This window comes from Bacillus sp. EB106-04-02-XG92 (assembly GCF_058791995.1).
This window is the reverse complement of record NZ_JBYTEA010000011.1, coordinates 157,094-181,512: the sequence shown is the minus strand read 5'-3', so window position 1 is coordinate 181,512 and position 24,419 is coordinate 157,094. Positions and strand designations below refer to the sequence as shown.

Genomic DNA, 24,419 nt, shown 5'->3' with positions numbered 1-24,419 from the left:
GCCTATAGCTCAGCTGGTTAGAGCGCACGCCTGATAAGCGTGAGGTCGATGGTTCGAGTCCATTTAGGCCCACCATATATATTATTCCGCAGTAGCTCAGTGGTAGAGCTATCGGCTGTTAACCGATCGGTCGTAGGTTCGAGTCCTACCTGCGGAGCCATGGCCCGTTGGTCAAGTGGTTAAGACACCGCCCTTTCACGGCGGTAACACGGGTTCGAATCCCGTACGGGTCATAAAAAAAAGAGTCAGCATATTGCTGACTCTTTTTTATTGTGCGTTCATTCTCCTTTATCAACTGATTTTCCTGAAATAAATAAAGGGATTTAGGAAAAGCTATGGTATGTATAAAAAGGAGGAGATACAAATGACACGAGTGAGAGACTTGATGAGCACTCATATTGTACAGTGTACACCGTTAGACAATGTATATGAAGCCGCTGTAAAGATGAAAGAAGAATCGATTGGATTGATCCCGGTTGTTGAAAATGAACAAGTTGTTGGTCTTGTTACGGATCGTGATTTAGTTGTTCGAGGGATTGCTGAAAAACATCCTGGATCTAATAAAATTACAAATGTAATGACAACAAACATTGTTTCAGTTTCTCCAGATGATCCTATTGAAAAGGCTACAGAGTTAATGGCACAGTATCAAATTAGACGATTGCCAGTAGTTGAGAGTGGTCAACTCGTTGGAATGTTAGCACTAGGAGATTTAGCTATAAAAGAATCGGCAGATGATCAAGCGGGATTTGCTTTAAGTGAAATATCAGAGCATACAGAATGAAGTGAGACTTTAATTAGTGGAATAAGTTACGTATAAAAATCAGATACATTATTCTAGTATATAGGGTTAAGCTAATATGTTAGCATGATGTATCTGAGCCATTATATAATAAGTATACAGTTAGTAATTTCGACAGTTTATTTAAATTTGTCATTCCTAATTTTAAATAAGAGAAAAAATGATATACTGATAGATATAAGTATTATGAGGGATTTCGAATATAACAATATTTATTATTAATGATGTAATAATGGATTAATATTTCCTATGTAGACAAAAGGGAAGGGGAATTATATGAGGGCTATACAGCGCGATCCAAATTGGAATTTGGTTACAGATACATATATAGAACCAAATAATTTCGCTGAATTATTTTCTTTACTTGTACCTTGTCATCCAAAAGGTGAAGGGAAAGAAAGAACTATATTAGTGTGGAAAGAAAAAGAATTTTATAAAGAAGAAAATTTAGCGGCATTTATCGTATATGGAATGGATAAAGCAAAAAATTTACCACAGTTTCATAAAGATGAAATTCCAACTTTAGTACGTATTCTTCGTTTATGCCAAGAGATTGGCTGGTATGAAGAAGCGAATACTTTTATGGTAAATCAAGGCCTAGCTGAGTTTGTTCACACTTCATTGGAATATGAAACGTGGGATCTTTTGACACAAGCGGTTGCTTTAAACTATTTAATTATTAAATATCGTATTGGTGAATTAACTGATGAAGATGTAGAAATTTGGGATAGAGTTAAATTTAATGAGAAATGTATAATGGACTGTAAACATCTATTATCCCATAAAGAAGTATTAGAATTTACATTCTTTTATATGTGTAAGAGAGCTAAATCTCTATCAAAAGAGCAATTAAATAGTGATATGATGAGTCTAGCAATGTATTGTAATACTTTTGTATATGACTTATATACACATGATTTATTACGAAAATATCGTAAGTGTACAGACTTCCTATCATACTATGGACCTAGTCAAGCGGTGTTAGCTTGTCAAAGAGCTGTACTTTCTCAAATTTCAGATCGATTAGACCCACTCAAGACTACTCATGTAGATGATTATCTATATGTAATGAAAGATATGATGGAGCACATGACGATAGGAATAATGGATCGATATGATCATTTCATCGGAAAACTATTATCATATGTGCCATTTTTCGAAATGATTCAAGTTCCACAACATGCGTATTATTGTGAAGAATTATTGTATATTTGCAAGGGCATTGAATATAAAGAAGAAATATTACGCAATTATATATTTATACAATTACATGATTGTTTACCATCATTCTTTAAACTATTTCTTAAAAATAAGCGTTATGCAACGATTCATGATATTCTGTTCTATTGGTGTGATGATGAACAAAGAATGAGCTTAGAGAAAAAATATAATCTTAGTTTTATTTATGAAAAATATGCTTGCGGATAAAGAGCATTTTCTATATAAATTAAAAAGGATCTCAATTGTGAGATCCTTTTTTTATTAGTAAAGCAAGGAGAATGTAATTAAGACGAGAAATAACATTCCATAAAGGAGAAATTGTGCCATATAGCTTTCTTGTATACCAAAAAAAGTATTTGTCTTTTTGTATAAATTCAATATATATTTTAGCGGATTATCTTTGAAAGATTGATACACAGTGTCTCCTCTTTCTAAGCCTCGTGTTCGTGTTTTTTGTTATTAGGAACATGAATGTATCTAGCTATAAATAATAAAACAGCCATAAAAAATACAGGAAATACGGTAGATAAATAAAAACCATTACTAATAATATTTGCTATTAGGGCACTTAATAGAAAGATGGCATTATAAATATGGGCAATTTTTTGTTTTAGTTGAACTTGAAAAGATTCCATCATAATTTCTAAAGCAACAAAAGCAATGATAATAGACAGAAATACAGTATTTGTATTGTAAATGATTAAACAACAGATTAAACCTAAAAAGGCTAAGTATTCAATTAAGAGAGATATATTGATATTGCGTGGCATACAATTTACCTAACTAAATATGGCAGTGGGTTTACTGCATTTGTTTTTTCAAAATTCCATTCTCCATTGTGTAATTCAAAATGAAGATGTTGCCCGTATGAATGACCTGTGTTTCCCATATGACCTACTAATTGTCCAGTTTGTACTTGATCACCAGCTTGTACAGTGCGATCTTTCATGTGAGCATAGACTGTTGTATATAATTTCCCGTTTATTTGATGGGCGATGAACACAACATTGCCATAGCTAGCTGAATAATATGATTTCACAACTTTACCTGCCGCCGCCGCTTGGATAGAGACGTTACCTGGAGCTGCAATATCTATACCATAATGCATTTGTTCCCAGCGCATATCAAAGGTTGAGCTAATTTTTCCTTGTGTAGGGAATTTGAAAACTGCTGGAATGGAAGTAGGTTGAACCGTTTGAGCTTGTGATTGCGTTTGGTTTTGCACCACATAATGTTTTGCGACATATCCGTACCCTGTACCAAAACGAATTTTATACCAAGTTCCTACAGTTTCTACTACTTGTAATTGTGTACCATTTTGTAATGAACCAAGCAGTGCACTACTTGTACTAGCGTTGCTACGTACATTAAGTTTAGGTGTTGCAACTGTGTATTTCGTATTATTTTGAACTGTGATGCCTTTCACTAAAGCCTGTGAACCATTAGAAACGAATGCTTTTTGTACATAACCTGTTTTGCCATTATGTAAAATTTTATACCACTCGCCTTGTTCTTCTTCAATGGTAACGAATTTCCCATTTGGTAATACATCTAAAATTGAAGATTCTAAATTAGGTTCAGAACGAACGTTTAATGCATTGGCATTAACGATATATTGATTATTAGATTGAAGTTTGTTTTTTAGTAGAATAGAATTTTTTTGTACGTAACCTACTTTATTATTAACAGACACTTTATACCAACCATTAGTTGTTTCAAGTATGTTCACTTTCGTATTAAAGCGAATTGTATCAATTGATGAGCTATTTGCGTTATCTTTTGTATGTAAGGCTACTTGATCAACTTTTACATATCCAGTTTTCACATTAGATAATTGTTCAGCGTTGGCTGTTTGTACATTTGTTTCTCCCATAGAAGGAAGTAAAGAAGCAATTGCGACAGTAGTTGCTGTTAAAGCAGTAGCTTTCATATTCATATAATAGAGACCTCCTCTAGTTGTATAGTTGTAATTTTATTATAGTATAAAGATATAATATAGTGGGTTTATTCACATAAATGTAATATGAAATCAATATAAAAATAAATTTTTTGAGGATAATGATTCCTTTTTATCCAATTAATTAGGATAATAATTTCTAACATAGAATATAAGTATTATATGGTTTCTTTATTTTGTTGACAATTGAGAAAATTAAAACAGTTGATGATGTCTTATTACGGTGTTATACTGACAGTGTTAATTTCATAGTTTGCTAGGAGAGCTGGTGTTGCCAGCTGAGAGTAGGCCGTAAGCCTTTGATCCTTTTTATTACCTGATCTAGATTATGCTAGCGTAGGGAAGCAATTCGGACACTAATAATAAGTCCCCGTTTCTTTGCGTATAGAAACGGGGCTTTTTTGTTTAAAAATTTCATATTGAAACCACTAGGGGTGCTTGTTGTGCTGAGAGAGGAATAATCCTTAACCCTTATAACACCTGATCTAGGTAATACTAGCGAAGGGAAGTGGAACAACGAATAAATTATAATTTTATTTGCTGTAACCACTTCTTATTTAGAAGTGGTTTTTTATTTATATACACATACCGGAAGGGGATAGGGAAATGAAATTTTGCGATAGATTGTTAGAAACTGTACAACCAGTTTGGGAGATGAGTCATAATCATCCATTTGTTGTAGGTATGGGAGATGGCACGTTAGAAAAAGATAAGTTTCAATATTACATTATTCAAGATTATTTATATTTGTTAGATTATGCAAAGCTATATGCCATCGGTGTTGTAAAGGCAACGAATCCACAAGTAATGGGGAAATTTGCTGAACAAATTGATGGGATATTAAATGGAGAAATGACAATTCATAAACAATATGCAAAAAGACTTGGAATTTCTATAGAGGAGATAGAGTCTGCAAAGCCATCTGCTAAAAATTTAGCTTATACAAATTACATGATGTCTGTATCTCAAAATGGCACACTTGCGGAATTAATAGCAGCACTTCTGCCATGTATGTGGAGCTACTGGGAAATTGGAAAGCGTTTAAATGATATTCCTGGAGCAAGAGATCATGAGTTCTTTGGTGAGTGGATTCAAGGCTATAGTTCTGAAGAATATGGCAATCTTTGTGTTTGGTTAATAGATTTATTAAATGAAATGGCAGTTGGAAAGTCTGACAAAGAGCTAGATCGATTAGAGGAGATTTTCCTATATTCCAGTCGATTTGAATATTTATTCTGGGATATGTCCTACCGTAAGGAGATGTGGGGATTTGAGGAGCAAGAACATACTACAGTTTCATAATGTTTCTTTTCATTATGATGAGAAGCCAATCATCAATGAATTAAATGCTTCTATACAAGATAAAGAGTTTGTAAGTATTATCGGACCGAGTGGATGCGGGAAAAGTACTTTATTTCGCCTTATTACAGGTTTAGAAGAAGCAAGTACGGGACAGATAGAGCTGACAGAAACAAAGAGCCATTCTGTAGGATATATGCCCCAAAAAGATATGCTCCTGCCGTGGAGAACGATTATTGAGAATGCTGCCCTGCCGTTAGAGTGCCAAGGTGTACAGAAGAAAGAAGCACAAATAAAGGCGAAGGAACTATTGCATAAATTTGGCTTACAAGGGTATGAGACAAAATATCCGAAAGATTTATCTGGTGGTATGAGACAACGTGTATCCTTTATTCGAACTTTATTAACGGGCGGGGAGATATTGTTGTTAGATGAACCGTTTAGCGCGTTGGATGCTTTAACGAAGGCATCTTTGCAAGAATGGCTGTTTGAACAATGGAAAGAGTGGGAAAAAACAATTTTATTTATCACTCATGATGTGGAAGAAGCATTGTTTCTTTCTACTCGAATTTTAGGAGTAGAGCAGCAACCGATAACTACTTTAACCGAGAGGATTGTACCGCTTGATCATAATCGAACAAGAAAAGATTTATATAAGCCTGAAGTGTTAGCGCTTAAAGATGAGCTTCTTAGTATGTTACAAAGGCAGGTACTCGTATGATGAACCGGTTGAAGGAGTTATTACCTGCGCTTACACTTTCTAGTATTTTACTTGTCATGTGGGAAATTGGCGCAAGAATTGTAGATGAAATGTACATTTTACCGTCACCGTCTGCAATTGTAATGAAGATATGGAAACTAAAAGATATATTATTTATGGTTCACTTGCCGGCAACATTATATGTCGTTTTAATAGGGGTGGCTATTTCTATCGTACTTGGGGTAGGGCTAGCGATGTTAATGAACGCGAGTAATTGGATGGAGAGAGCATTTTATCCATTATTAGTGGCTTCACAAACGATTCCTATTACAGCGCTTGCTCCGCTCTTCGTTTTATGGTTTGGATATACGATTTGGAGTAAGGTCATTGTTACGGTTTTAATTACGTTTTTCCCAATTGCGGTCAATACGTATGATGGTCTACGCAGTACGAAAAAAGAATGGGAAGAGCTTTTAGTTACGTACGGGGCAACGAAAAAAGATGTTTTTCTTAAATTAAAATTGCCGTCTGCTCTTCCTTATTTTTTCTCAGCTTTAAAAATTGCAGTTCCGCTTAGTGTAATTGGGGCAGCAATTGGCGAGTGGCTCGGTGCACAAGCTGGGTTAGGATATTTCAGTAAAAGAATGATGACACAGTTAGACGGAGCAGGTGTATTTGCACCCATTGTATTGTTATCATTACTAGCTATTTTCTTCGTCATACTTATTTCGATATTAGAAAAGAAATTCATTAGTTGGAGGAAGCATTCATGAAATTATTAAAACGCATCTTTGTGTTTACATTATTAGTTGCAATGATTGCTGGATGTTCTAGTAATTCAGCATCAGATAAGAGTAAAAAAGAAAAGGAAATAACGGTCATGCTTGATTGGTACCCAAATGCGGTACATAGCTTTATTTATGCAGCAATTGAAAAAGGCTACTTTAAAGAAGAAGGGGTAAAGGTGAATATTAAATTCCCTTCTAATCCGACTGATCCATTAACTTTAGCAGCTGCAGGAAAAGTAACGGTTGGTTTATATTATCAGCCAGATGTTGTCATGGCAAAAGCAAATGAACAAATTCCAGTGAAATCAATTGGAGCTGTCGTACGTTCACCATTAAATCATGTTGTATCGCTGAAGTCAGCAGGCATTCAATCGCCAAAAGATTTAGAGGGGAAAACAGTTGGATATTCTGGAACACCTTTAAGTGAGATGTATTTAAAAACGATGGTAAAAGAGGCTGGTGGTAATCCAGATACAGTGAAAGTAGTTGATGTTGGCTTTGATTTAGTACCAGCATTAATTACGAAAAAAGTGGATGCGGTAACAGGGGCATACATTAACCATGAAGTACCTGTTATGCGTCATGAAGGTCATGAGCCAGCATACTTTAATCCAGCAGATTATGGTGTACCGAATTATCATGAGCTTGTATTTGTAACAGGTGATAAAACGTTGAAGAAAGATAAAGAAGCGTTGCAAGCTTTCTTACGTGGTACGAAAAAAGGCTATGATTTCATGAAGAAAAATCCAGATGAAGCATTAAATATTTTATTAAATCATCAAGAAAAAGAAAACTTCCCGCTTGTACCAGAAGTTGAAAAAGAAAGTATGAAAATTTTATTAGAGAAGATGGAAACGAAAGATGAGCCATTTTTATCAGATTCAAAAGAATCATGGGAGAAACAAAATAAATGGCTGAAAGATAAAGGAATGACGAAAGAAATTGTTCCAGCCGATGAGTTATTCGAAAACATTTTAAAGTAGGCGAATGAATATGAGAAATGAGCTTCATGTAATCTCAAATGGTCACATGTCATTCGAAGAGTTAGTGAATGTAGCGATGCAAATTGAAAGTGAAATTGATTATTTGCATATTCGTGAGCGTGAGAAAAGTACGAAGGAATTGTATGAAGGTGTGGAAAGTCTTTTGAAGAAAGGCTTTCCTGCATCGAAAATAGTGATAAATGATCGAATTGATATTGCTATTTTATTAAACATTCCGCGCGTGCAGCTAGGATATCGAAGCGCAGATGTAAGGTCAGTGAAAGAAAAGTTTTCTTATTTGCATGTCGGTTATTCTGTGCATTCTTTAGAAGAGGCGATTGATGCATTTAAGAATGGAGCGGATTCACTTGTCTATGGTCATGTATTTCCGACAGATTGTAAAAAAGGTGTGCCAGCGAGAGGGCTTGAAGAAATTGCAGACATTGCAAAGTGTTTATCCATACCGATTACAGCGATTGGAGGAATCAATCCGGAAAACGCTGTAGATGTTCTTACTAACGGCGTCAGTGGGATTGCTGTTATGTCTGGGATTATAAGTAGTAGTAACCCGTATAGCAAAGCGAAATCTTATAAGGAATCAATAAGAAAGTGGGCGGAAAAACATGTGTAAGAAGTATGATGTAGCGATAATTGGCGGTGGTGTAATTGGTAGTTCAGTTGCACATTTTCTAGCAGAAAGAGGATATAAAGTAGCGATTGTAGAGAAGCAAAGAATTGCATCTGAAGCCTCGAAAGCAGCTGCTGGTTTACTTGGGGTTCAGGCAGAATGGGATGAATATGATCCGCTATTTGAACTTGCTAGAGAAAGCCGTGCTATATTTCCACAACTTGCAGAAGTTTTACGTGAAAAAACAGGAATCGATATTGGGTATGAAGAGAAAGGCATTTATCGCATTGCTCAAAATGAAGATGAGAAGGAAAGAATTCTTCACATTATGGATTGGCAGCAGAAAACAGGTGAAGAATCTTACTTTTTAACGGGAGATCGTTTACGAGAGAAAGAGCCGTATCTATCTGAGTCAATTATAGGGGCTGTATATTATCCAAAAGATGGTCATGTTATTGCACCAGAGCTTACAAAAGCATTCGCACATTCCGCATCATTTTCGGGCGCTGATATATATGAACAGACAGAAGTGTTTGATATTCGTATTGAAAATAATAAAGTGACTGGAATTGTGACAAGCGAAGGTAGTATCACTTGCGAGAAAGTGGTTATTGCGGGTGGCTCATGGAGTACGAAGTTACTAGGTTATTTTCACCGCGAATGGGGTACATATCCAGTTAAAGGAGAAGTAGTAGCGGTAAGAAGTAGAAAACCACTTTTAAAGGCGCCTATTTTCCAAGAAAGATTTTATATTGCACCAAAGCGCGGCGGACGTTACGTAATTGGAGCAACGATGAAGCCTCATACGTTTTATAAAACTGTGCAGCCAGAAAGTATTACTTCTATATTAGAGCGCGCGTATACGATATTGCCAGCTTTAAAAGAAGCAGAGTGGGAAAGCGCATGGGCAGGGTTAAGGCCACAATCGAATCACGAAGCTCCTTATATGGGAGAGCATGAAGAAATAAAAGGTTTATATGCTTGTACGGGCCATTATCGAAACGGTATTTTATTAAGCCCTGTTTCTGGTCAGTATATGGCGGATTTAATAGAAGGAAAGCAGGAGAATCACTTGCTAGATTTATTGCTTTCTAAAACAGTTTAGAAAGGGGATGAAAGTTTGAATTTAAAAATTAATGGTAATCAAATTGAAGTGCCAGAGAGTGTAAAAACAGTAGCTGAGCTACTTACACATTTAGAGTTGGAAAACAGAATTGTTGTAGTAGAGCGTAATAAAGATATTTTACAAAAAGATGATCATACAGATACATCTGTTTTTGATGGAGACCAAATTGAGATTGTAACTTTCGTAGGAGGCGGTTGATTATGTTAAACATTGGACCATTTTCATTTCATTCTAGACTTTTATTAGGAACGGGAAAATTTCCTGATTTTGATGTACAGCAAAAGGCAATTGATGTATCTGAGGCTGAGGTTTTAACGTTCGCAGTACGTCGTATGGATATATTCGATGCAAAGCAGCCTAATTTATTAGAGAAACTTGATGTAAAAAAATATAAGTTATTACCGAATACAGCTGGAGCAAAAAATGCTGAAGAAGCTGTTCGTATTGCAAAATTAGCAAAAGCTTCAGGGCTTTGCGACATGATTAAAGTAGAAGTTATAGGTGATGATAGAACGTTATTACCTGATCCGGTAGAAACATTGAGAGCATCTGAAATGTTATTAGAGGAAGGATTTATCGTACTTCCATATACATCTGATGATGTTGTATTAGCACGTAAATTACAAGAACTAGGTGTGCATGCAATTATGCCAGGAGCATCACCGATTGGATCAGGGCTTGGTATTGTAAATCCGTTAAATTTAAGCTTCATTATAGAACAAGCGACAGTACCAGTTATCGTTGATGCTGGTATTGGTAGTCCAGCTGATGCAGCATTTGCTATGGAATTAGGAGCGGATGGTGTGTTATTAAATACTGCTGTGTCAGGAGCAAAGGATCCTATTAAAATGGCATCCGCAATGAAATTAGGTATTGAGGCAGGCCGTTTAGGATTTGAGGCAGGTCGTATTGCACGTAAACGTTGTGCAACAGCAAGTAGTCCTTTAGAAGGAATGAGTGTAGTTGAATAATCGATATTCTCGCCAAGAACTATTTTCTCCAATTGGGGAAGAAGGGCAACGAAAGATAAGAGAAAAGCATGTACTCATTATCGGTGCAGGTGCATTAGGTAGTGCAAATGCAGAGATGTTTGTAAGAGCTGGTGTAGGCGCAGTAACGATTGTTGACCGGGATTATGTCGATTGGAGTAATTTACAAAGGCAGCAATTGTATGCAGAGAGTGATGTGGAAAATAATCTTCCGAAGGCTGTAGCGGCAAAGAAACGTCTAGAAGAGATTAATCGTGAAGTAAGAGTAGAAGCTCTCGTTCAAGACGTAACAGCTGAAGAATTAGAAGAACTCGTTACAAACGTTAATGTAATTATTGATGCAACTGATAATTTTGAAACGCGTTTCATTGTAAATGATATAGCACAAAAATATTCTATCCCATGGATTTACGGAGCATGTGTAGGGAGTTACGGCCTTTCTTACACAATTCTTCCTAGTAAAACGCCATGTTTATCATGTTTACTACAATCAATTCCGCTTGGCGGGGCGACATGTGATACAGCGGGGATTATATCACCTGCTGTATCTCTCGTCGTTTCTCATCAAGTAACGGAAGCTCTTAAACTGTTAGTAGAAGATTACGAATCGCTTCGAGATGGACTTGTATCGTTTGATGTATGGAAGAATGAATATTCATGTATGAATGTGCAAAAGCTTCGTAAACACCATTGTCCTTCGTGCGGAGAGAATGCATTGTATCCGTATTTAAATAAAGAAAATATATCGAAAACAGCAGTGTTATGCGGGAGAAATACAGTTCAAATTAGGCCACCTCATAAAGAGGAAATGGATTTTGAACGATATAAAGAGCTATTGCATGATCGTGTGAATGATTTAAATGTAAACCCATATTTATTATCATTTTCTGTGGAAGAAAAGAGATTAGTTGCTTTTAAAGATGGTCGTGTACTTGTACATGGAACGAAAGATATAAGCGAAGCAAAAACAATTTATCATCGCTATTTTGGATAGAAAAGGATGAGTGGGATGAAAGTAAATAAAGCTTTAACAATTGCAGGATCTGATAGTGGCGGCGGTGCTGGTATCCAAGCAGATTTAAAAACATTCCAAGAGCTTGGTGTGTACGGGATGACGGCTATTACGGCAATTACTGCTCAAAACACGCTTGGCGTTCAAGGGGTATATCCAGTTTCGTTAGAAGGTATTACGGAACAGCTGAATTCAATTGGTACGGATTTAAGACCAGATGCTGTGAAACTAGGAATGTTATTTAGCAGCGAAATTATTCAAATTGTAGCAGAACATATTAATAAATTTGGCTGGAATAATATTGTACTAGACCCTGTTATGATTGCTAAGGGCGGTGCATCATTATTACAACAAGAAGCAGTACAAGCATTAAAAGAATATTTATTACCAGTAGCAACCGTTGTAACACCGAATGTTCCTGAGGCAGAAGTGTTAACGGGAATGGAGATTCATAATATTGAAGATAGTAAGGAAGCGGCCAAAGCACTGCATGAATTAGGTGCAAAATATGTGCTTATGAAGGGCGGACATGCAGAGTATCAAGGTAATGAAGTAGTTGATTTACTCTTTGATGGTGAGCGGTTTATGGAATTTAAAAGCGAACGAATTCCTTCAAAGCAAACACATGGAAGCGGATGTACATTTGCTTCAGCGGTTACAGCAGGACTTTCGAAAGGATACTCAATTGAAGAGGCAGTTCTAGAAGCAAAACAATTTATTAGTATAGCAATTGAAGAGCCATTAAATATTGGAAGTGGTCATGGACCGACGAATCATTTTGCATATAAATTGAATAAAGCGCATGTATAAGTAGAAAAAAGTCAGTTATATAACTGGCTTTTTTTCTGTTTACTTTTTCCAAATACAAGAGTAATATATCAGCCAGAATATATTTTTTGTAATACGCTGAGTCCAATTATATGGAGCGGAGGAACCAATTTGTGCAGTGTCACTAGGGGTGAATCTTTCAATTTTGAAAGTAGGGCTACTCTCAAAGTCCGAATCCGACAGCTAACTTCGTAAGCGTCTTGAGAGAGGACGGTGCCATGATGGATACATCACTTCATCAATCTGATTAGTATAGGGGAATATCAATCTATGTTTGAGTTCTTTTATGCTAAGGAGGATGAGGTACATGGAATTAACACTTATTTGTGTTGGAGAAGAAAGTAAGGTAAATAGTTTAAGAGATTTAGTAGCATTTCAACATGAGTTAATTATTTTTACAGCAAATGAAGAGGTAGCGGCTGAAGTTAGAAATTGCGGGTTTGATTGGACGTATAGTTGTAGTAAGGAGCAGGATTTTACTAGTATTTGTGAGTGTATTAAGAAGGTGATTTTACTAGGTGATGAGCTTCCAATTGTTAGCTTCTTTACAGAACATATTCGCTTTTCTTTTCAAGCACCTATCACTGTTGTTACAAGGAATAAACGATATCCAGCGAGGCTCTATGAAACAATTGGAGCTACATTTGTCGTGTTTACGAATTGTGATAATATTTCTTTTTTATTTTTTGAATAGGGTGGGGGAAAAGAAGATGAAGGTTTTGTTATTAGGAGATATAGCGAATCGTTGGGCGGTATCAGTAGATCGAGTTCAAGAGTTGGTGGTGCTTGATCCTATTTTTCCAAGGCCCTATATTATATTGCCATCAAAAGACGCTTTATATTTAAAAACAGATGTTATCGAATATGAGCAATTACATGCAGAATTGTCACAAGTTTATATTCGTGGGAGAAATTTACGCGCGTTTTTGCGTGGAGAATAAATAGGGAATGAAAAAAGAGCGAATGCGAAGTGCCACAAGCTATGCACTTCATGTCATTCGCTCTTTTTATTTCGTATTTAAAAGATCATTTCTGTGAAAAAGAAAGAAAAGACGAGAAAATAGACGAAAGAATATTAATAATACCTAATGTAAGCGTTTAAATAAGATGATATTTTCTTATTTTCAGTAATTTGCCTCTTTACAAGTGAAAAATAGAGGAGTATATTTACTCTCATAAATCATTCATAAAATTTCCAAAAAAACCTAAAATCGCTGAGTTCCAGAAATGGAGCGGGGGAACCAATTTTGTGCATCGTCACTTGGGGTGAATCTTTCAGTTTTGAAAGTAGGGCTACTCTTTAGGCCCGAATCCGACAGCTAACCTCGTAAGCGTTTAGAGAGGAGGTTTACTTTTTGTTGTTCATTTTTTGAACACTGAGTAGAGCTCAGTGTTCTTTTTTAATATTTTAATGGTAAAATTTTACAAAATTAAGTGAGGGATAGCTATGTTAGATGTTGTAATGATCGGAATTTTTGTTGTGTTAGTCGCATCGATGGCAAGTCTTGCAAGTTGGTCAGATAAAGTTGTGAAAGAAGGGAAGCAATCATGACGATTGCCTTATCGGTTATTGTTGCAGCAATTACGGTGTACTTAGTGTATGCATTATTAAATCCGGAAAAGTTTTAATTAGGGGGAGTCATTCATTATGATCTGGGTCGCAGTTGTTATTACAATGCTGTTGTTTATTCTTGTGGCAAAGCCAACGGGAATTTATTTAGAGAAAGCTTTTCAAGGTAGTAAAAAGCTAGATAAAGTATTCGGGCCTTTTGAAAAATTCATTTTTAAAATTACAGGTGTGAAAGAATACAATCAAACGTGGAAACAATACGCACTATCATTAGTTTTATTAAATGGGTTTATGATCTTTGTCGTATATTTCATTTTCAGATTGCAAGGAGTATTGCCATTAAATCCAGCAAACATTGAAGGAATGGAGCCTACGCTCGCTTTTAATACAGCGATTAGTTTTATGGCTGATACAAATTTACAGCATTATAGCGGTGAAAATGGCTTATCTTATTTATCACAATTAATCGGAATTACATTTTTAATGTTTGCAGCACCGGCAACGACGTTAGCACTGGTTATGGCATTTATAAGAGGGCTCGCTGGAAAAGAACTTGGTAACTTTTTCGTTGATTTTACGAGAGCATTAACGAGAGTATTTCTTCCTATCGCATGTATTGCAGCACTAGTCTTTGTCGCACTTGGTGTACCACAAACGTTAGACGGTGCCGTTACGGCACAAACGATTGATGGCGCAAAACAAAGTATTTTACGCGGGCCTGTTGCATCATTCGTAGCCATTAAGGAACTCGGAAATAACGGTGGTGGATTTTTCGGAGCAAACTCTACGCACCCTTTTGAAAATCCAGGACAAGTGAGTAATATTTTGCAAATGATGCTTATGATGTTATTGCCAACAGCACTTCCGTTTACGTACGGACGAATGGTAGGAAATAAAAAACAAGGTCGCATCCTTTTTGTTTCACTATTCATGGTGTTTTTAATAGGGTTTATAACGATTACGACATCTGAACTACATGGAAATCCAGCGTTAAACGGAATGGGTATACAGCATGTACAAGGAAGTACAGAAGGAAAAGAAGTAAGGTTCGGAACAGTATTTTCTTCCCTTTACGCAACAGTAACGACAGCTGCGGAAACAGGAGCCGTTAATACGATGCATGATACGTTAACACCAATTGGCGGGTTAGTACCACTCGTAAATATGATGTTAAATACAGTATACGGCGGTGTTGGAGCAGGTTTTGTGAACATTATTATGTATGCGATTATCGCAGTCTTTATATCAGGATTGATGGTTGGACGGACACCAGAGTTTTTAGGTAAGAAAATTGAAGGTAAGGAAATGAAATTAATTGCGGTAACGATACTATTTCATCCACTGCTTATTTTAGGATTTTCAGCATTAGCTCTTTCAACAAGTTTAGGAACGGATGCCATTTCTCATTCCGGTTTCCACGGTTTAACGCAAGTAGTATATGAATATACATCATCAGCTGCGAATAATGGATCTGGATTTGAAGGATTAGCGGATAATACACCGTTTTGGAATATTACAACTGGTTTAGTTATGTTTTTGGGCCGCTATTTCAGTTTAATTACGATGCTAGCTGTTGCAGCTTCTTTGAAAGAAAAGACGGTTGTGCCAGAAACAGTCGGAACGTTCCGTACGGACAATAGTTTATTTGGCGGCATTTTCATCGGAACAATTGTAATTGTCGGTGCATTAACATTCTTCCCGATGTTAGTACTCGGCCCAATTGCAGAATTTCTTACATTGAAGTAATGGAGGGTAAATGATGAGACCGGTAGTAGTAAAAGAAAAAAGAGTAAATGAGTCACACATACATGCGGTAGAAGATGAAGTTAGACAAGCGAAAACGATGGATCGTGATATCGTGACACATGCGATGAAACAATCCTTTGCGAAATTGAACCCGAAAGTTATGATAAAGAATCCGATTATGTTCGTTGTAGAAATTGGATTTATCATTACGTTCATTTTATCTTTTCTTCCAAGTCATTCTAGTAGTGTACCAGGATGGTTTAATATAACAGTTTCTCTTATTCTATTATTTACAGTTTTATTTGCTAACTTTGCAGAAGCGTTAGCGGAAGGGCGGGGGAAAGCGCAAGCCGATTCTTTAAAACAGTCGAAGAAAGATGTGTTTGCAAATGTTGTAAAAGAAAATGGAGACATTGTTCAAGTTTCAGCAACTGATCTGAGAAAAGGTGATGTTGTTATTGTAAAACAAGGAGAAATGATTCCAAGTGATGGAGAAGTAATAAAAGGGTTAGCGTCTGTTGATGAATCTGCGATTACGGGGGAATCAGCTCCTGTAATAAAAGAAGCGGGCGGTGATTTTTGTTCCGTAACGGGCGGAACGATGGTCGTCAGTGATGAGATTACGATTGTTATTACGAGTAATCCTGGTGAATCATTTATTGATAAAATGATTTCGTTAGTAGAAGGGGCTGCTCGTCAAAAAACGCCAAATGAGATTGCTTTAAATACAGTGTTAACGAGCTTAACTCTTATTTTCTTAATCGTCGTTGTGACGTTACCGATTTTTACGAATTATTTAGGGTTTCAAATTGATACAGCTGTACTTGTTGCGTTGTTAGTTTGTTTAATTCCAACGACAATTGGTGGGTTATTATCAGCGATTGGTATTGCTGGGATGGATCGGGTGACAAAGTTTAATGTGTTAGCGATGTCAGGTAAAGCAGTAGAAGCTGCGGGTGATATTAATACAATTATTTTAGATAAAACAGGTACGATTACTTTCGGGAATCGGATGGCTCATACATTATTACCTGTAGGAAATGAAACGATTGAGCAAGTTGGAAGATGGGCTGCGATTAGTTCTGTTTTAGATGAAACACCAGAAGGTCGATCAGTTATCGAATATGTAAAAACGAAATCTTTATCATATGATAGAGCACTTGCAGAACAAGGTGAATTTGTTCCATTTAAAGCAGAAACGAGAATGAGTGGTGTCGATTTACAAGACGGAACGAAAGTGAGAAAAGGTGCTGTAGGTAGCGTGATTGAATGGGTTAGGTCACAAGGTGGAACAATTCCGAAAGATGTAAATCAAAAAGCAGATTTCATTTCCAAAGAGGGTGGAACACCACTTGTAGTTGCAGTGAATAATCGTATTTACGGTTTAATTTATTTAAAGGATACAGTAAAACCTGGTATGCGTGAACGTTTTGAACAATTACGCCAAATGGGGATTAAAACAGTTATGTGTACGGGTGATAACCCATTGACAGCAGCAACCATTGCAAAAGAAGCAGGAGTAGATGAATTCGTTGCTGAGTGTAAGCCAGAAGATAAAATTGCGGTTATTAAAGCAGAGCAAGATAAAGGGAAACTTGTAGCGATGACAGGTGATGGTACAAATGATGCTCCGGCATTAGCGCAAGCTGACGTTGGATTAGCAATGAATAGTGGGACGACAGCTGCGAAAGAAGCAGCGAATATGATTGATTTAGATTCGAACCCGACAAAAATTATTGAGGTTGTAGGAATCGGTAAGCAATTATTAATGACGCGTGGTGCGTTAACGACGTTTAGTATTGCGAATGATATTGCAAAATATTTTGCAATCATTCCAGCAATGTTTACACTTGCGATTCCGCAAATGGAAGCATTAAACATTATGAAATTAACATCACCACTGTCAGCAATTTTATCAGCATTAATATTTAATGCAGTTATTATTCCGTTACTCATTCCATTGGCGATGAAAGGTATCGCATATAAACCGATGAGTTCGAATGCACTACTTGGCCGAAATCTACTTATTTATGGGCTTGGCGGAGTGATTGTACCGTTCATTGGAATTAAAGTAATTGATATAATTGTCGGCTTGTTTATATAAGGAAGAGGGGAAAAAGATGGCAAAGAAACAAAGTATACTATCACCAATCATCCGGATTACTTTTACATTTTTACTGTTGTGTGGCCTTGTATATCCGCTTGTAGTTACTGGTATTGCACAAGCAGTAATGAAGGAGAATGCGGATGGAAGTCTAATATATAATGATAAAAATGAAGTGATTGGTTCTAAATTAATTGGCCAAAATTTCACAGATCCACGTTATTTTCATGGGCGTGTTTCTAGTATTGAATATAAAGCAGAAGCATCTGGTTCAAATAACTATGCGCCGTCTAATCCAGATTTAGAGAAACGAGTAGAGAAAAGTATTGAAGAGTGGAAAAAACAAAACCGGGCTGTTCCAGTGGCAGAAGTACCAACTGATTTAGTGACGAATTCAGGTTCAGGGCTAGATCCTGACATTAGCCCACAGGCCGCTTCTGTACAGGTGGATCGCATCTCTAAATTAACGAATATTCCGAAAGAAACGTTAAATCAGTTGATTAAAGATCAAACGGAAAGTGCGGCACTTGGCTTATTTGGAGAGAACCGCGTGAACGTCTTAAAGTTAAATTTAGAATTACAGAAACTACTGAAATAGTAACAGTGCTACCTCAATCTAACGGATTGAGGTAGTGTTGTTTCGAAAGAAGGGTTGTGAGTGTTTTGTATGCGGATGACTATAAACCAACTTTTCAAAGGCGAACACCAGAAGAGTATTTAGAATATATTCGTCAGCAAAATCGTGGGAAGTTAAAGCTGTATGTAGGAGCAGCTCCAGGAGTAGGGAAAAGTTATAAAATGCTACTTGATGCTAGAGAGATGAAAAAGGATGGTACGGATATTGTAATTGGTTTAATTGAAACGCACGGGAGAGAAGAGACAGAAGACGCAATTGCTGATTTAGAAAAAGTTCCGTTAAAAGAAATACAGTATAAAGGGAAATCATTTTATGAACTTGATGTGGAAGGAATTATAAAGCGTGCGCCGCAAGTAGTTGTAGTGGATGAACTTGCACATAGTAATATTCCCAGCTCTAAAAATAAGAAGCGTTATATGGATGTACAAGAATTGTTAGAGGCTGGTATATCCGTATTGTCAGCGTTTAATATTCAACATTTAGAAAGCGTTCATGACATTGTAGCTCAAATTACAAATGTAAAAGTAAGAGAACGTATTCCGGATTTTATTTTACAAAAAGCAAATGAAATTCAGCTCGTCGATGCAACGCCGGAAGTACTTCGGAAGAGATTAATAGACGGGAAAATATATAAGGAGGAAAAAATTCAGCAAAGCTTACAAAATTTCTTCACGCTTAATAATTTAGGGGCACTAAGAGAATTATCACTTCGGGAAGTTGCCGATGATATGGACGAGAAAATTAGCCAAACAGTGATAGAGCCGATTGGCGTGAAAGAAAAAATTCTCGTTTGTGTACAATACAGTTCAACAGCAGAGAAATTAATAAGACGGGGATGGCGCATGGCGGATCGGCTAAACGCTGAATTGTATGTATTAAATGTTGAAAGGGAAAAGATAGATTCTCTTTCAGCAGGGAAAAAGCAAACGATTGAAGAGTGGAAGTCGCTAACGAATCAATTTGATGCGAGTTTTGTATTAGAAGAAGCAAACGGAAGAAAGCCAGCGGATGTTATTATTGAAGTGGCGAAAAGACTGCAAGTAACGCAAATTTTACTTGGACAATCGGCGAGAACAAGGTGGGAAGAAATTCGAAAAGGTTCGATTGTAAATGAAATTATGAGAGAAACGAAGTATATTGATATTCATATCGTTGCGGATCAAAGAGCTTAAAATAGAGCCGACCTTTGGGGGCTCTATTTTACTTTTTGTATGGTAGGGAAGCGTAGCGTAGCATTTTCATCGCATATAAGATTATGAGTAGAAACATAATTGCTCCTAAGAAGAAAATCCAAAAGTAATTTTGATTAAATACAAGAAATCCACCTACAAGTGGTCCTGTTCCCATACCGAGATAGCGGATGAAGTTATACATACCGATAGCGGTTGCGCGTTCTTGTACGAATTCCTCCGTTAATAAAGTAGTGTGGGTTGGCATAGAAAGTCCCATGCTAAAACCGTACAAAGATGTAACGATAATGATGAATGGAATATTGATGCTATATGTGAAAGAAAATAAAGTGACACATATAATATTGAAGAAACTTGTAATAAATAAAGCTTGTTTTGTTGTGAGGCGTTTTTGCAAAAGTTTGAAGCAATAACTTCCTAACATAATAGCAAGGGACATAGGTACAAACATCAGACCAATTTCACTTGCAGTTAAGTGAAATAAATTTGTTGAAATGCTCGGTAAAAAAACGAGGAAACAAAAGTAAATACAAAATTGAATAAAGCCAATAAGAGTAATAGAAAATCCAGTTTTATTTTTTAAGATAAACCAGTGATTCTTTTTTGATTGCGGTTGCTGACTTACAGTTGGTTTTGTTTCTGGAAGTAGTGAAATGTTTATCGTTAATAAGAGAATGCCAAGTATAGATAAAAAGAGAAATACGGATACATGGCCGTTTATACTACCGAGATAACCACCAATGAGGGGGCCAATCGCAGGTGCAAGAGCAAGTAACATTTGATAAAGGCTCATTGCTTCTCCTCGTTCTTTTCCTTCAAATAAATCGCCAATAATCGTTGCTGCGACTACAGGTATAGCCGCTATTCCTATAGCTTGAATTGTCCTAAAAAATAGAAATAAATAAACGTTCGCCGAAAAAGCGCATCCGATTGAACCGATTGTACTAATGATCAAACTAGGAATAAGGACAGATTTTCTCCCTTTTGTATCAATGAAAGGTCCATAGATGAGCTGCATGATTGCAAGAGTGAATGTGAAAAGTGAAACTGTTAAATTTACTAGATAAAGAGAAGTGTGAAAAGAAGTTTGAATCATAGGTAAGATAGGTGTGTAAATATTTTGAGAGAAGGAACCGAGTAAGGCACTCATACAGACAACGTATAAAATGAAATGTAGTTTGGATTTTTTCATCATATTAACCTCCTTGTAATTTAGTTTCCTCGGAAACTAAATTTATTTTAACATGTTTTTCTCACTTGTAAATATAAAAAAATGATTTTAAAATGGTATATAGTTAAATTGTTTCTTTGGAAACTTAGGAGGGCGAACGGATTGGAACATACAACGAAACAAATGGAAATACTTTCGAACATTCGTACACTTTTACATAAAAAAGAAGAACATTTGAAAGAACAAAATGAGAAATTTTTTCGTGAGACAGGTATAAGTGGTATGTCTTTATCTGAATTACATGTGATCGAGTGTATTGGAAAAAATGGTTTGATGAATGTAACTGCTATTACGACAGAAATGGGTATGACGAAGGGCGCAATCTCTAAAATTTGTACAAAGTTGTTTCAAAAGAAATTCGTTGAGAAGATGCAAATGTTAGATAATCAAAAAGAAATTTTCTTCCGTTTAACGGAAAGCGGAAATGAAATATATAAAGCTCATGATAAATTGCATAAACAAGCTGAAGAAAAGTGGCTGTTACTTTTAGATAGATATACGAAAGAAGAGCAAGATTTTATTCAAAGATTTATAAAGGATGTCTCCGATCATTTGGAAATATAATTGGAAGAAAAAACTCCTTCATTTCAAGTCTTTTGAATATAATTTCTAAAAGAACTCATATATAATAGAAACAGATACTTAACATAGTGAATAATTAAAGAGTCAATATATAAAGAGGAGAGAATAACATGCTTGAAAATACGGGATTAGTATTAGAAGGCGGCGGTATGCGTGGTGTATATACGGGCGGGATATTAGAATACTTTATGGAACAGGATTTATATTTTCCATATGTAATCGGTGTATCTGCTGGTGCTTGTCATGCAGCGTCGTATCTTTCCAGACAAAGAAATAGAAATAAAACAGTAAATATTGATTATGCATCACACCCACAATATTTATCGTATAAAAATTTATGGAAAAAACGGCAGCTATTTGATATGGAGTTCATTTTTCATGAGATTCCAGAAAAGCATGTACCGTTTGACTTTGAAACATACTTTAATAGCCCAGAGCGTTTCCTTGTAGGAACGACAGATTGTGAAACAGGACAGTCTGTTTACTTTGAAAAAGAAGGAACGAATGATGATGCACTAAATTTATTACAAGCATCTAGTTCATTACCTTTCATTGCACCAGTAGTAAATTACCGTGGTAAGCAATTATTAGATGGCGGGATTTCGGATCCAATTCCAGTTCGTAAAGCACAGGAAGATGGATTTAAAAAATCAGTTGTGATTTTAACGAGAAATCATGGTTATGCGAAGAAAAAGTCAAAGTTTGGATGGGTGGCAGCGAAAGCATATAAAAAGTATCCGAACCTTGTGAAGACGATGTTGAATCGTTATGAAGTGTATAATGAAACACTGCACTACATTGAAAAAGAAGAACAAGCTGGGAATTTATTTGTTATTCGCCCAGAAGTGCCGCTTCAAGTAGATCGTATGGAAAAAGATACAGCAAAACTACAAAATCTATATGAGCAAGGCTATGAAGATGCAAAGAGACAGTTTGCAAATTTACAGACGTTTTTACAAAAATAAGTATGAGGCTGCGGAGAAGAATTTCTCTGTAGCCTTTTTTATTATTGGCTTGAATGCCGAATGACGGTTATACACGTCTAGTATTATGGTATAATATGGATAAAAGTATGTGAAGAGGTGATACATATGGAAAATGTATATAAAGGTCTTAGGCATACTGGATTTACTATGTTGCTTATTTTTGCTGGTGTATTTTTACTGCGCTGGTTCATTCATGATGAAATACTATTAGATCAGCTTATTGGTTTTAGTGTAGGGATGACAATGGTTATTTCATCAGTTTTCATTCAAAAGTATAGTAAGGAAGTACAGGTGAATGAAAAATATTAATAATTTTTAACTCCTTTTATCTTTTTCATAGTTTAGGAATAGTGGAGGCTTTCGTATGATTTTCTTATTTGCAGTATATTTTGTGATCATTATGACATTAGTAATTACGTTTCTTCTTTCAAAAAAATCATATGAGAAGCCTATTATTAAATATATACCAACGTTAATATTGTTTATTTTGGCATTCATTTCTTCTGTTATGTTTGTATTGAATAACGGAATGGGAGAGCTGATGATAGCGGTATTTTTAGGGATTGCAACGATAGTGAACGGTCTTTTACTTCTAGTATTGAAAGTAGTTCGTTTGATTGTTACAAAAGGAAAGTAGCGCATTGAATTCCGATGCGCTACTTTTTTATGTATAAAAAAATCCCTCTTTATAAGGGATTTTAATGTGGTAAGAAAATCAATTGATAAGCGAACAAGATTCCGAATACATACACAAGTGGGTGAACAGCACGGAATTTACCTTTTGCCACTTTCATAAGTGGGTATGAAATAAATCCAAGTGCGATACCTGTTGCGATACTTGATGTAAGTGGCATGCTTAAGATTACTAAGAATGCTGGGAATGCTTCATCAAATGCGTCCCAATCGATGTGGCGAACTGATCCCATCATAAGACTACCAACGATAATTAATGATGGTGCAGTAATAGCTGATACACCAGAAACGGCACTTACTAATGGTCCGAAGAATGCTGCTAGTGCGAATAGAACAGCTACTGTAACAGTTGTTAAACCAGTACGACCACCAGCTGCAACACCAGCAGATGATTCAATGTAAGCTGTTGATGGTGTTGTTCCGAACATAGAACCGATTGTTGCTGAGAATGAGTCAGATAGAAGAGCTCGTCCAGCTTTTGGAAGTTTTCCGTCTTTCATAAATCCACCTTGTTGAGCTACACCAAGTAATGTACCTGTTGTATCGAATAATGTAACAAGGAAGAATGAAAATACAACGCCGTATAATCCGTAGTTAATTACGTCAGATACAGCAGTAATTGGATTTGAAACGATAATTCCTTCTGGTAAACCAGGCATTGATGTAACACCGTTTGAGAATGTTAATTGTCCTGTGAAGAAAGCGATAATACCAGTTAATAGCATCCCGATAAATAGTGCACCATTTACATTTAAAGACATAAGGATAATAGTAATTCCAAGTCCAGCTAATGCTAGTAGAACTGGAGCAGAGTGAAGATCACCAAGTCCAACTAAGTTTGCATCATTTTTTGTAACGATACCTGTTAAACGTAAACCGATAAAGGCGATAAATAGCCCGATACCAGCAGTAATTGCATGTTTTAAGTTTTCAGGAATTGCTTCCATTAATTTTGTACGGAAAGATGTAAATGATAGCAAAATTAAAATCATACCTGCTACGAATACAGCAGAGAATGCAATTGCGAAAGTCATGCCTTCATGAGCTTTTACAACAGAGTAAGAGAAGTAAGCATTTAATCCCATACCTGGTGCAATTGCGATTGGTAAATTTGTAAAGATTGCCATAAATAATGTTCCGACAACAGCAGCGATAATTGTTGCTGTAAATGCTTGTTCAAATGGAACACCTGCATCCCCAAGGATGACAGGGTTTACGACAATGATATATGCCATTGTTAAGAAGGTAATAATACCTGCCATAATTTCAGTTTTAATAGAAGTTTTATGTTTTGAAAGGTTAAACATATAAACATCCTTTCTGTTTACGAATAATTTTCACAACAGT

Annotated in this window: 28 protein-coding genes, 2 tRNA genes and 4 riboswitches; of the genes, 26 read left to right on the top strand and 4 right to left on the bottom strand. The window is 36.1% G+C overall.

Annotated elements, in window-relative coordinates; translation table 11 throughout:
• Positions 1 to 85: 85 nt before the first annotated feature.
• From AC3WVA_RS23170 to AC3WVA_RS23155, 4 genes are all read left to right on the top strand, one after another.
• Positions 86 to 160, top strand: a tRNA-Asn gene (locus AC3WVA_RS23170).
• A 1-nt stretch (position 161) separates the two neighbouring features.
• Positions 162 to 233, top strand: a tRNA-Glu gene (locus AC3WVA_RS23165).
• A 131-nt stretch (positions 234 to 364) separates the two neighbouring features.
• A complete protein-coding gene (locus tag AC3WVA_RS23160; protein WP_000199016.1) occupies positions 365 to 784 on the top strand; it encodes a CBS domain-containing protein in 420 nt (139 codons plus the stop codon).
• Positions 785 to 1,078: 294 nt separating this feature from the next.
• Positions 1,079 to 2,230: a DUF3965 domain-containing protein gene (locus tag AC3WVA_RS23155; protein ID WP_048526257.1), complete on the top strand. Its 1,152-nt coding sequence runs from the start codon at positions 1,079 to 1,081 to the stop codon at positions 2,228 to 2,230.
• 224 nt (positions 2,231 to 2,454) lie between these two features.
• Here AC3WVA_RS23155 and AC3WVA_RS23150 read toward each other — a convergent pair whose 3' ends face one another.
• Both AC3WVA_RS23150 and AC3WVA_RS23145 read right to left on the bottom strand, forming a co-directional pair.
• A complete protein-coding gene (locus tag AC3WVA_RS23150; RefSeq protein ID WP_098346427.1) occupies positions 2,455 to 2,793 on the bottom strand; it encodes a hypothetical protein in 339 nt (112 codons plus the stop codon).
• A gap of 5 nt (positions 2,794 to 2,798) precedes the next feature.
• The gene (locus AC3WVA_RS23145; protein ID WP_098346426.1) at positions 2,799 to 3,959 is read right to left on the bottom strand and encodes an SH3 domain-containing protein; all 1,161 of its coding nucleotides are present in this window, start codon (positions 3,957 to 3,959) and stop codon (positions 2,799 to 2,801) included.
• Positions 3,960 to 4,228: 269 nt separating this feature from the next.
• A riboswitch (TPP riboswitch) is annotated at positions 4,229 to 4,340 on the top strand.
• A 60-nt stretch (positions 4,341 to 4,400) separates the two neighbouring features.
• Positions 4,401 to 4,504: riboswitch (TPP riboswitch) on the top strand.
• A gap of 82 nt (positions 4,505 to 4,586) precedes the next feature.
• On the opposite strand from AC3WVA_RS23145, the gene tenA reads away from it, so the two are divergent.
• The 18 genes from tenA (at position 4,587) to kdpDN (ending at position 19,562) form a co-directional block, all read left to right on the top strand.
• Complete coding sequence (gene tenA / locus AC3WVA_RS23140) at positions 4,587 to 5,282, top strand: thiaminase II (protein WP_086410956.1); 696 nt, start codon at positions 4,587 to 4,589, stop codon at positions 5,280 to 5,282.
• Positions 5,251 to 6,000, top strand: a complete 750-nt coding sequence (locus AC3WVA_RS23135; RefSeq protein ID WP_492322197.1) for an ABC transporter ATP-binding protein — start codon at positions 5,251 to 5,253, stop codon at positions 5,998 to 6,000. The genes tenA and AC3WVA_RS23135 overlap by 32 nt, the downstream gene beginning before the upstream one ends.
• Complete coding sequence (locus tag AC3WVA_RS23130; protein ID WP_195756243.1) at positions 6,000 to 6,752, top strand: ABC transporter permease; 753 nt, start codon at positions 6,000 to 6,002, stop codon at positions 6,750 to 6,752. The genes AC3WVA_RS23135 and AC3WVA_RS23130 overlap by 1 nt, the downstream gene beginning before the upstream one ends.
• On the top strand, positions 6,749 to 7,750 hold the full coding sequence (locus AC3WVA_RS23125) for an ABC transporter substrate-binding protein (RefSeq protein WP_000771335.1): 1,002 nt from the start codon (positions 6,749 to 6,751) through the stop codon (positions 7,748 to 7,750). The genes AC3WVA_RS23130 and AC3WVA_RS23125 overlap by 4 nt, the downstream gene beginning before the upstream one ends.
• 10 nt (positions 7,751 to 7,760) lie before the next feature.
• The gene (gene tenI / locus AC3WVA_RS23120; protein WP_086410958.1) at positions 7,761 to 8,381 is read left to right on the top strand and encodes a thiazole tautomerase TenI; all 621 of its coding nucleotides are present in this window, start codon (positions 7,761 to 7,763) and stop codon (positions 8,379 to 8,381) included.
• Positions 8,374 to 9,483: a glycine oxidase ThiO gene (thiO, locus tag AC3WVA_RS23115; protein ID WP_417902676.1), complete on the top strand. Its 1,110-nt coding sequence runs from the start codon at positions 8,374 to 8,376 to the stop codon at positions 9,481 to 9,483. Before tenI ends, thiO begins: the two co-directional genes overlap by 8 nt.
• Before the next feature lie 15 nt (positions 9,484 to 9,498).
• Positions 9,499 to 9,702, top strand: a complete 204-nt coding sequence (gene thiS / locus AC3WVA_RS23110) for a sulfur carrier protein ThiS (protein ID WP_001049508.1) — start codon at positions 9,499 to 9,501, stop codon at positions 9,700 to 9,702.
• Between the two features lie 2 nt (positions 9,703 to 9,704).
• Complete coding sequence (gene thiG / locus AC3WVA_RS23105; protein WP_048526265.1) at positions 9,705 to 10,475, top strand: thiazole synthase; 771 nt, start codon at positions 9,705 to 9,707, stop codon at positions 10,473 to 10,475.
• Entirely contained in the window at positions 10,468 to 11,487 is a 1,020-nt protein-coding gene (locus AC3WVA_RS23100) for a thiazole biosynthesis adenylyltransferase ThiF (RefSeq protein WP_086410960.1), read from the top strand. The genes thiG and AC3WVA_RS23100 overlap by 8 nt, the downstream gene beginning before the upstream one ends.
• 6 nt (positions 11,488 to 11,493) lie before the next feature.
• Positions 11,494 to 12,315, top strand: coding sequence for a bifunctional hydroxymethylpyrimidine kinase/phosphomethylpyrimidine kinase (gene thiD / locus AC3WVA_RS23095; RefSeq protein WP_492322196.1), 822 nt, complete (start codon positions 11,494 to 11,496; stop codon positions 12,313 to 12,315).
• 84 nt (positions 12,316 to 12,399) lie between these two features.
• Positions 12,400 to 12,547, top strand: a riboswitch (cyclic di-AMP (ydaO/yuaA leader).
• Positions 12,548 to 12,640: 93 nt separating this feature from the next.
• Positions 12,641 to 13,027: a hypothetical protein gene (locus AC3WVA_RS23090; protein WP_048526268.1), complete on the top strand. Its 387-nt coding sequence runs from the start codon at positions 12,641 to 12,643 to the stop codon at positions 13,025 to 13,027.
• 16 nt (positions 13,028 to 13,043) lie between these two features.
• Positions 13,044 to 13,274: a hypothetical protein gene (locus AC3WVA_RS23085; RefSeq protein ID WP_048526269.1), complete on the top strand. Its 231-nt coding sequence runs from the start codon at positions 13,044 to 13,046 to the stop codon at positions 13,272 to 13,274.
• Between the two features lie 261 nt (positions 13,275 to 13,535).
• Positions 13,536 to 13,681: riboswitch (cyclic di-AMP (ydaO/yuaA leader) on the top strand.
• A 99-nt stretch (positions 13,682 to 13,780) separates the two neighbouring features.
• Positions 13,781 to 13,885, top strand: a complete 105-nt coding sequence (locus AC3WVA_RS23080) for a SipW-dependent-type signal peptide-containing protein (protein ID WP_000887889.1) — start codon at positions 13,781 to 13,783, stop codon at positions 13,883 to 13,885.
• Positions 13,882 to 13,962: a K(+)-transporting ATPase subunit F gene (gene kdpF, locus AC3WVA_RS23075; protein WP_000150656.1), complete on the top strand. Its 81-nt coding sequence runs from the start codon at positions 13,882 to 13,884 to the stop codon at positions 13,960 to 13,962. Before AC3WVA_RS23080 ends, kdpF begins: the two co-directional genes overlap by 4 nt.
• A 19-nt stretch (positions 13,963 to 13,981) precedes the next feature.
• Positions 13,982 to 15,649, top strand: a complete 1,668-nt coding sequence (kdpA, locus tag AC3WVA_RS23070; RefSeq protein WP_098346422.1) for a potassium-transporting ATPase subunit KdpA — start codon at positions 13,982 to 13,984, stop codon at positions 15,647 to 15,649.
• Positions 15,650 to 15,662: 13 nt separating this feature from the next.
• Positions 15,663 to 17,753, top strand: coding sequence for a potassium-transporting ATPase subunit KdpB (gene kdpB / locus AC3WVA_RS23065; protein ID WP_128975808.1), 2,091 nt, complete (start codon positions 15,663 to 15,665; stop codon positions 17,751 to 17,753).
• Positions 17,754 to 17,769: 16 nt separating this feature from the next.
• Positions 17,770 to 18,351: a K(+)-transporting ATPase subunit C gene (kdpC, locus tag AC3WVA_RS23060; protein ID WP_492322195.1), complete on the top strand. Its 582-nt coding sequence runs from the start codon at positions 17,770 to 17,772 to the stop codon at positions 18,349 to 18,351.
• 56 nt (positions 18,352 to 18,407) lie between these two features.
• Positions 18,408 to 19,562, top strand: coding sequence for a KdpD-like non-kinase potassium sensor (kdpDN, locus tag AC3WVA_RS23055; RefSeq protein WP_098520048.1), 1,155 nt, complete (start codon positions 18,408 to 18,410; stop codon positions 19,560 to 19,562).
• Between the two features lie 28 nt (positions 19,563 to 19,590).
• Here the strand turns inward: kdpDN and AC3WVA_RS23050 are convergent, their stop codons facing one another.
• Positions 19,591 to 20,772, bottom strand: coding sequence for an MFS transporter (locus tag AC3WVA_RS23050; protein WP_141539434.1), 1,182 nt, complete (start codon positions 20,770 to 20,772; stop codon positions 19,591 to 19,593).
• A 141-nt stretch (positions 20,773 to 20,913) separates the two neighbouring features.
• On the opposite strand from AC3WVA_RS23050, the gene AC3WVA_RS23045 reads away from it, so the two are divergent.
• The 4 genes from AC3WVA_RS23045 to AC3WVA_RS23030 all read left to right on the top strand — a co-directional run bounded on the left by AC3WVA_RS23045 (position 20,914) and on the right by AC3WVA_RS23030 (position 23,016).
• Positions 20,914 to 21,375: a MarR family transcriptional regulator gene (locus tag AC3WVA_RS23045; protein ID WP_000401391.1), complete on the top strand. Its 462-nt coding sequence runs from the start codon at positions 20,914 to 20,916 to the stop codon at positions 21,373 to 21,375.
• Positions 21,376 to 21,503: 128 nt separating this feature from the next.
• A complete protein-coding gene (locus AC3WVA_RS23040; protein WP_098346418.1) occupies positions 21,504 to 22,358 on the top strand; it encodes a patatin-like phospholipase family protein in 855 nt (284 codons plus the stop codon).
• 126 nt (positions 22,359 to 22,484) lie between these two features.
• Positions 22,485 to 22,688, top strand: coding sequence for a hypothetical protein (locus AC3WVA_RS23035; protein WP_098346417.1), 204 nt, complete (start codon positions 22,485 to 22,487; stop codon positions 22,686 to 22,688).
• Between the two features lie 55 nt (positions 22,689 to 22,743).
• Positions 22,744 to 23,016: a sugar ABC transporter ATPase gene (locus tag AC3WVA_RS23030; RefSeq protein ID WP_098346416.1), complete on the top strand. Its 273-nt coding sequence runs from the start codon at positions 22,744 to 22,746 to the stop codon at positions 23,014 to 23,016.
• Positions 23,017 to 23,077: 61 nt separating this feature from the next.
• Here the strand turns inward: AC3WVA_RS23030 and AC3WVA_RS23025 are convergent, their stop codons facing one another.
• Entirely contained in the window at positions 23,078 to 24,379 is a 1,302-nt protein-coding gene (locus tag AC3WVA_RS23025) for an NCS2 family permease (protein ID WP_000482710.1), read from the bottom strand.
• Positions 24,380 to 24,419: the final 40 nt, after the last annotated feature.

What these genes read in the sequence shown, in the direction of transcription:
- AC3WVA_RS23160 (WP_000199016.1), top strand. Translation starts at nt 365, where the DNA reads ATGACACGAGTGAGAGACTTGATGAGCACTCATATTGTACAGTGTACA.
- AC3WVA_RS23155 (WP_048526257.1), top strand. Translation starts at nt 1,079, where the DNA reads ATGAGGGCTATACAGCGCGATCCAAATTGGAATTTGGTTACAGATACA.
- AC3WVA_RS23150 (WP_098346427.1), bottom strand. Translation starts at nt 2,793, where the DNA reads ATGCCACGCAATATCAATATATCTCTCTTAATTGAATACTTAGCCTTT.
- AC3WVA_RS23145 (WP_098346426.1), bottom strand. Translation starts at nt 3,959, where the DNA reads ATGAATATGAAAGCTACTGCTTTAACAGCAACTACTGTCGCAATTGCT.
- tenA (WP_086410956.1), top strand. Translation starts at nt 4,587, where the DNA reads ATGAAATTTTGCGATAGATTGTTAGAAACTGTACAACCAGTTTGGGAG.
- AC3WVA_RS23130 (WP_195756243.1), top strand. Translation starts at nt 6,000, where the DNA reads ATGAACCGGTTGAAGGAGTTATTACCTGCGCTTACACTTTCTAGTATT.
- AC3WVA_RS23125 (WP_000771335.1), top strand. Translation starts at nt 6,749, where the DNA reads ATGAAATTATTAAAACGCATCTTTGTGTTTACATTATTAGTTGCAATG.
- tenI (WP_086410958.1), top strand. Translation starts at nt 7,761, where the DNA reads ATGAGAAATGAGCTTCATGTAATCTCAAATGGTCACATGTCATTCGAA.
- thiO (WP_417902676.1), top strand. Translation starts at nt 8,374, where the DNA reads ATGTGTAAGAAGTATGATGTAGCGATAATTGGCGGTGGTGTAATTGGT.
- thiG (WP_048526265.1), top strand. Translation starts at nt 9,705, where the DNA reads ATGTTAAACATTGGACCATTTTCATTTCATTCTAGACTTTTATTAGGA.
- thiD (WP_492322196.1), top strand. Translation starts at nt 11,494, where the DNA reads ATGAGTGGGATGAAAGTAAATAAAGCTTTAACAATTGCAGGATCTGAT.
- AC3WVA_RS23090 (WP_048526268.1), top strand. Translation starts at nt 12,641, where the DNA reads ATGGAATTAACACTTATTTGTGTTGGAGAAGAAAGTAAGGTAAATAGT.
- AC3WVA_RS23085 (WP_048526269.1), top strand. Translation starts at nt 13,044, where the DNA reads ATGAAGGTTTTGTTATTAGGAGATATAGCGAATCGTTGGGCGGTATCA.
- AC3WVA_RS23080 (WP_000887889.1), top strand. Translation starts at nt 13,781, where the DNA reads ATGTTAGATGTTGTAATGATCGGAATTTTTGTTGTGTTAGTCGCATCG.
- kdpF (WP_000150656.1), top strand. Translation starts at nt 13,882, where the DNA reads ATGACGATTGCCTTATCGGTTATTGTTGCAGCAATTACGGTGTACTTA.
- kdpA (WP_098346422.1), top strand. Translation starts at nt 13,982, where the DNA reads ATGATCTGGGTCGCAGTTGTTATTACAATGCTGTTGTTTATTCTTGTG.
- kdpB (WP_128975808.1), top strand. Translation starts at nt 15,663, where the DNA reads ATGAGACCGGTAGTAGTAAAAGAAAAAAGAGTAAATGAGTCACACATA.
- kdpC (WP_492322195.1), top strand. Translation starts at nt 17,770, where the DNA reads ATGGCAAAGAAACAAAGTATACTATCACCAATCATCCGGATTACTTTT.
- AC3WVA_RS23050 (WP_141539434.1), bottom strand. Translation starts at nt 20,772, where the DNA reads ATGAAAAAATCCAAACTACATTTCATTTTATACGTTGTCTGTATGAGT.
- AC3WVA_RS23040 (WP_098346418.1), top strand. Translation starts at nt 21,504, where the DNA reads ATGCTTGAAAATACGGGATTAGTATTAGAAGGCGGCGGTATGCGTGGT.
- AC3WVA_RS23035 (WP_098346417.1), top strand. Translation starts at nt 22,485, where the DNA reads ATGGAAAATGTATATAAAGGTCTTAGGCATACTGGATTTACTATGTTG.
- AC3WVA_RS23030 (WP_098346416.1), top strand. Translation starts at nt 22,744, where the DNA reads ATGATTTTCTTATTTGCAGTATATTTTGTGATCATTATGACATTAGTA.
- AC3WVA_RS23025 (WP_000482710.1), bottom strand. Translation starts at nt 24,379, where the DNA reads ATGTTTAACCTTTCAAAACATAAAACTTCTATTAAAACTGAAATTATG.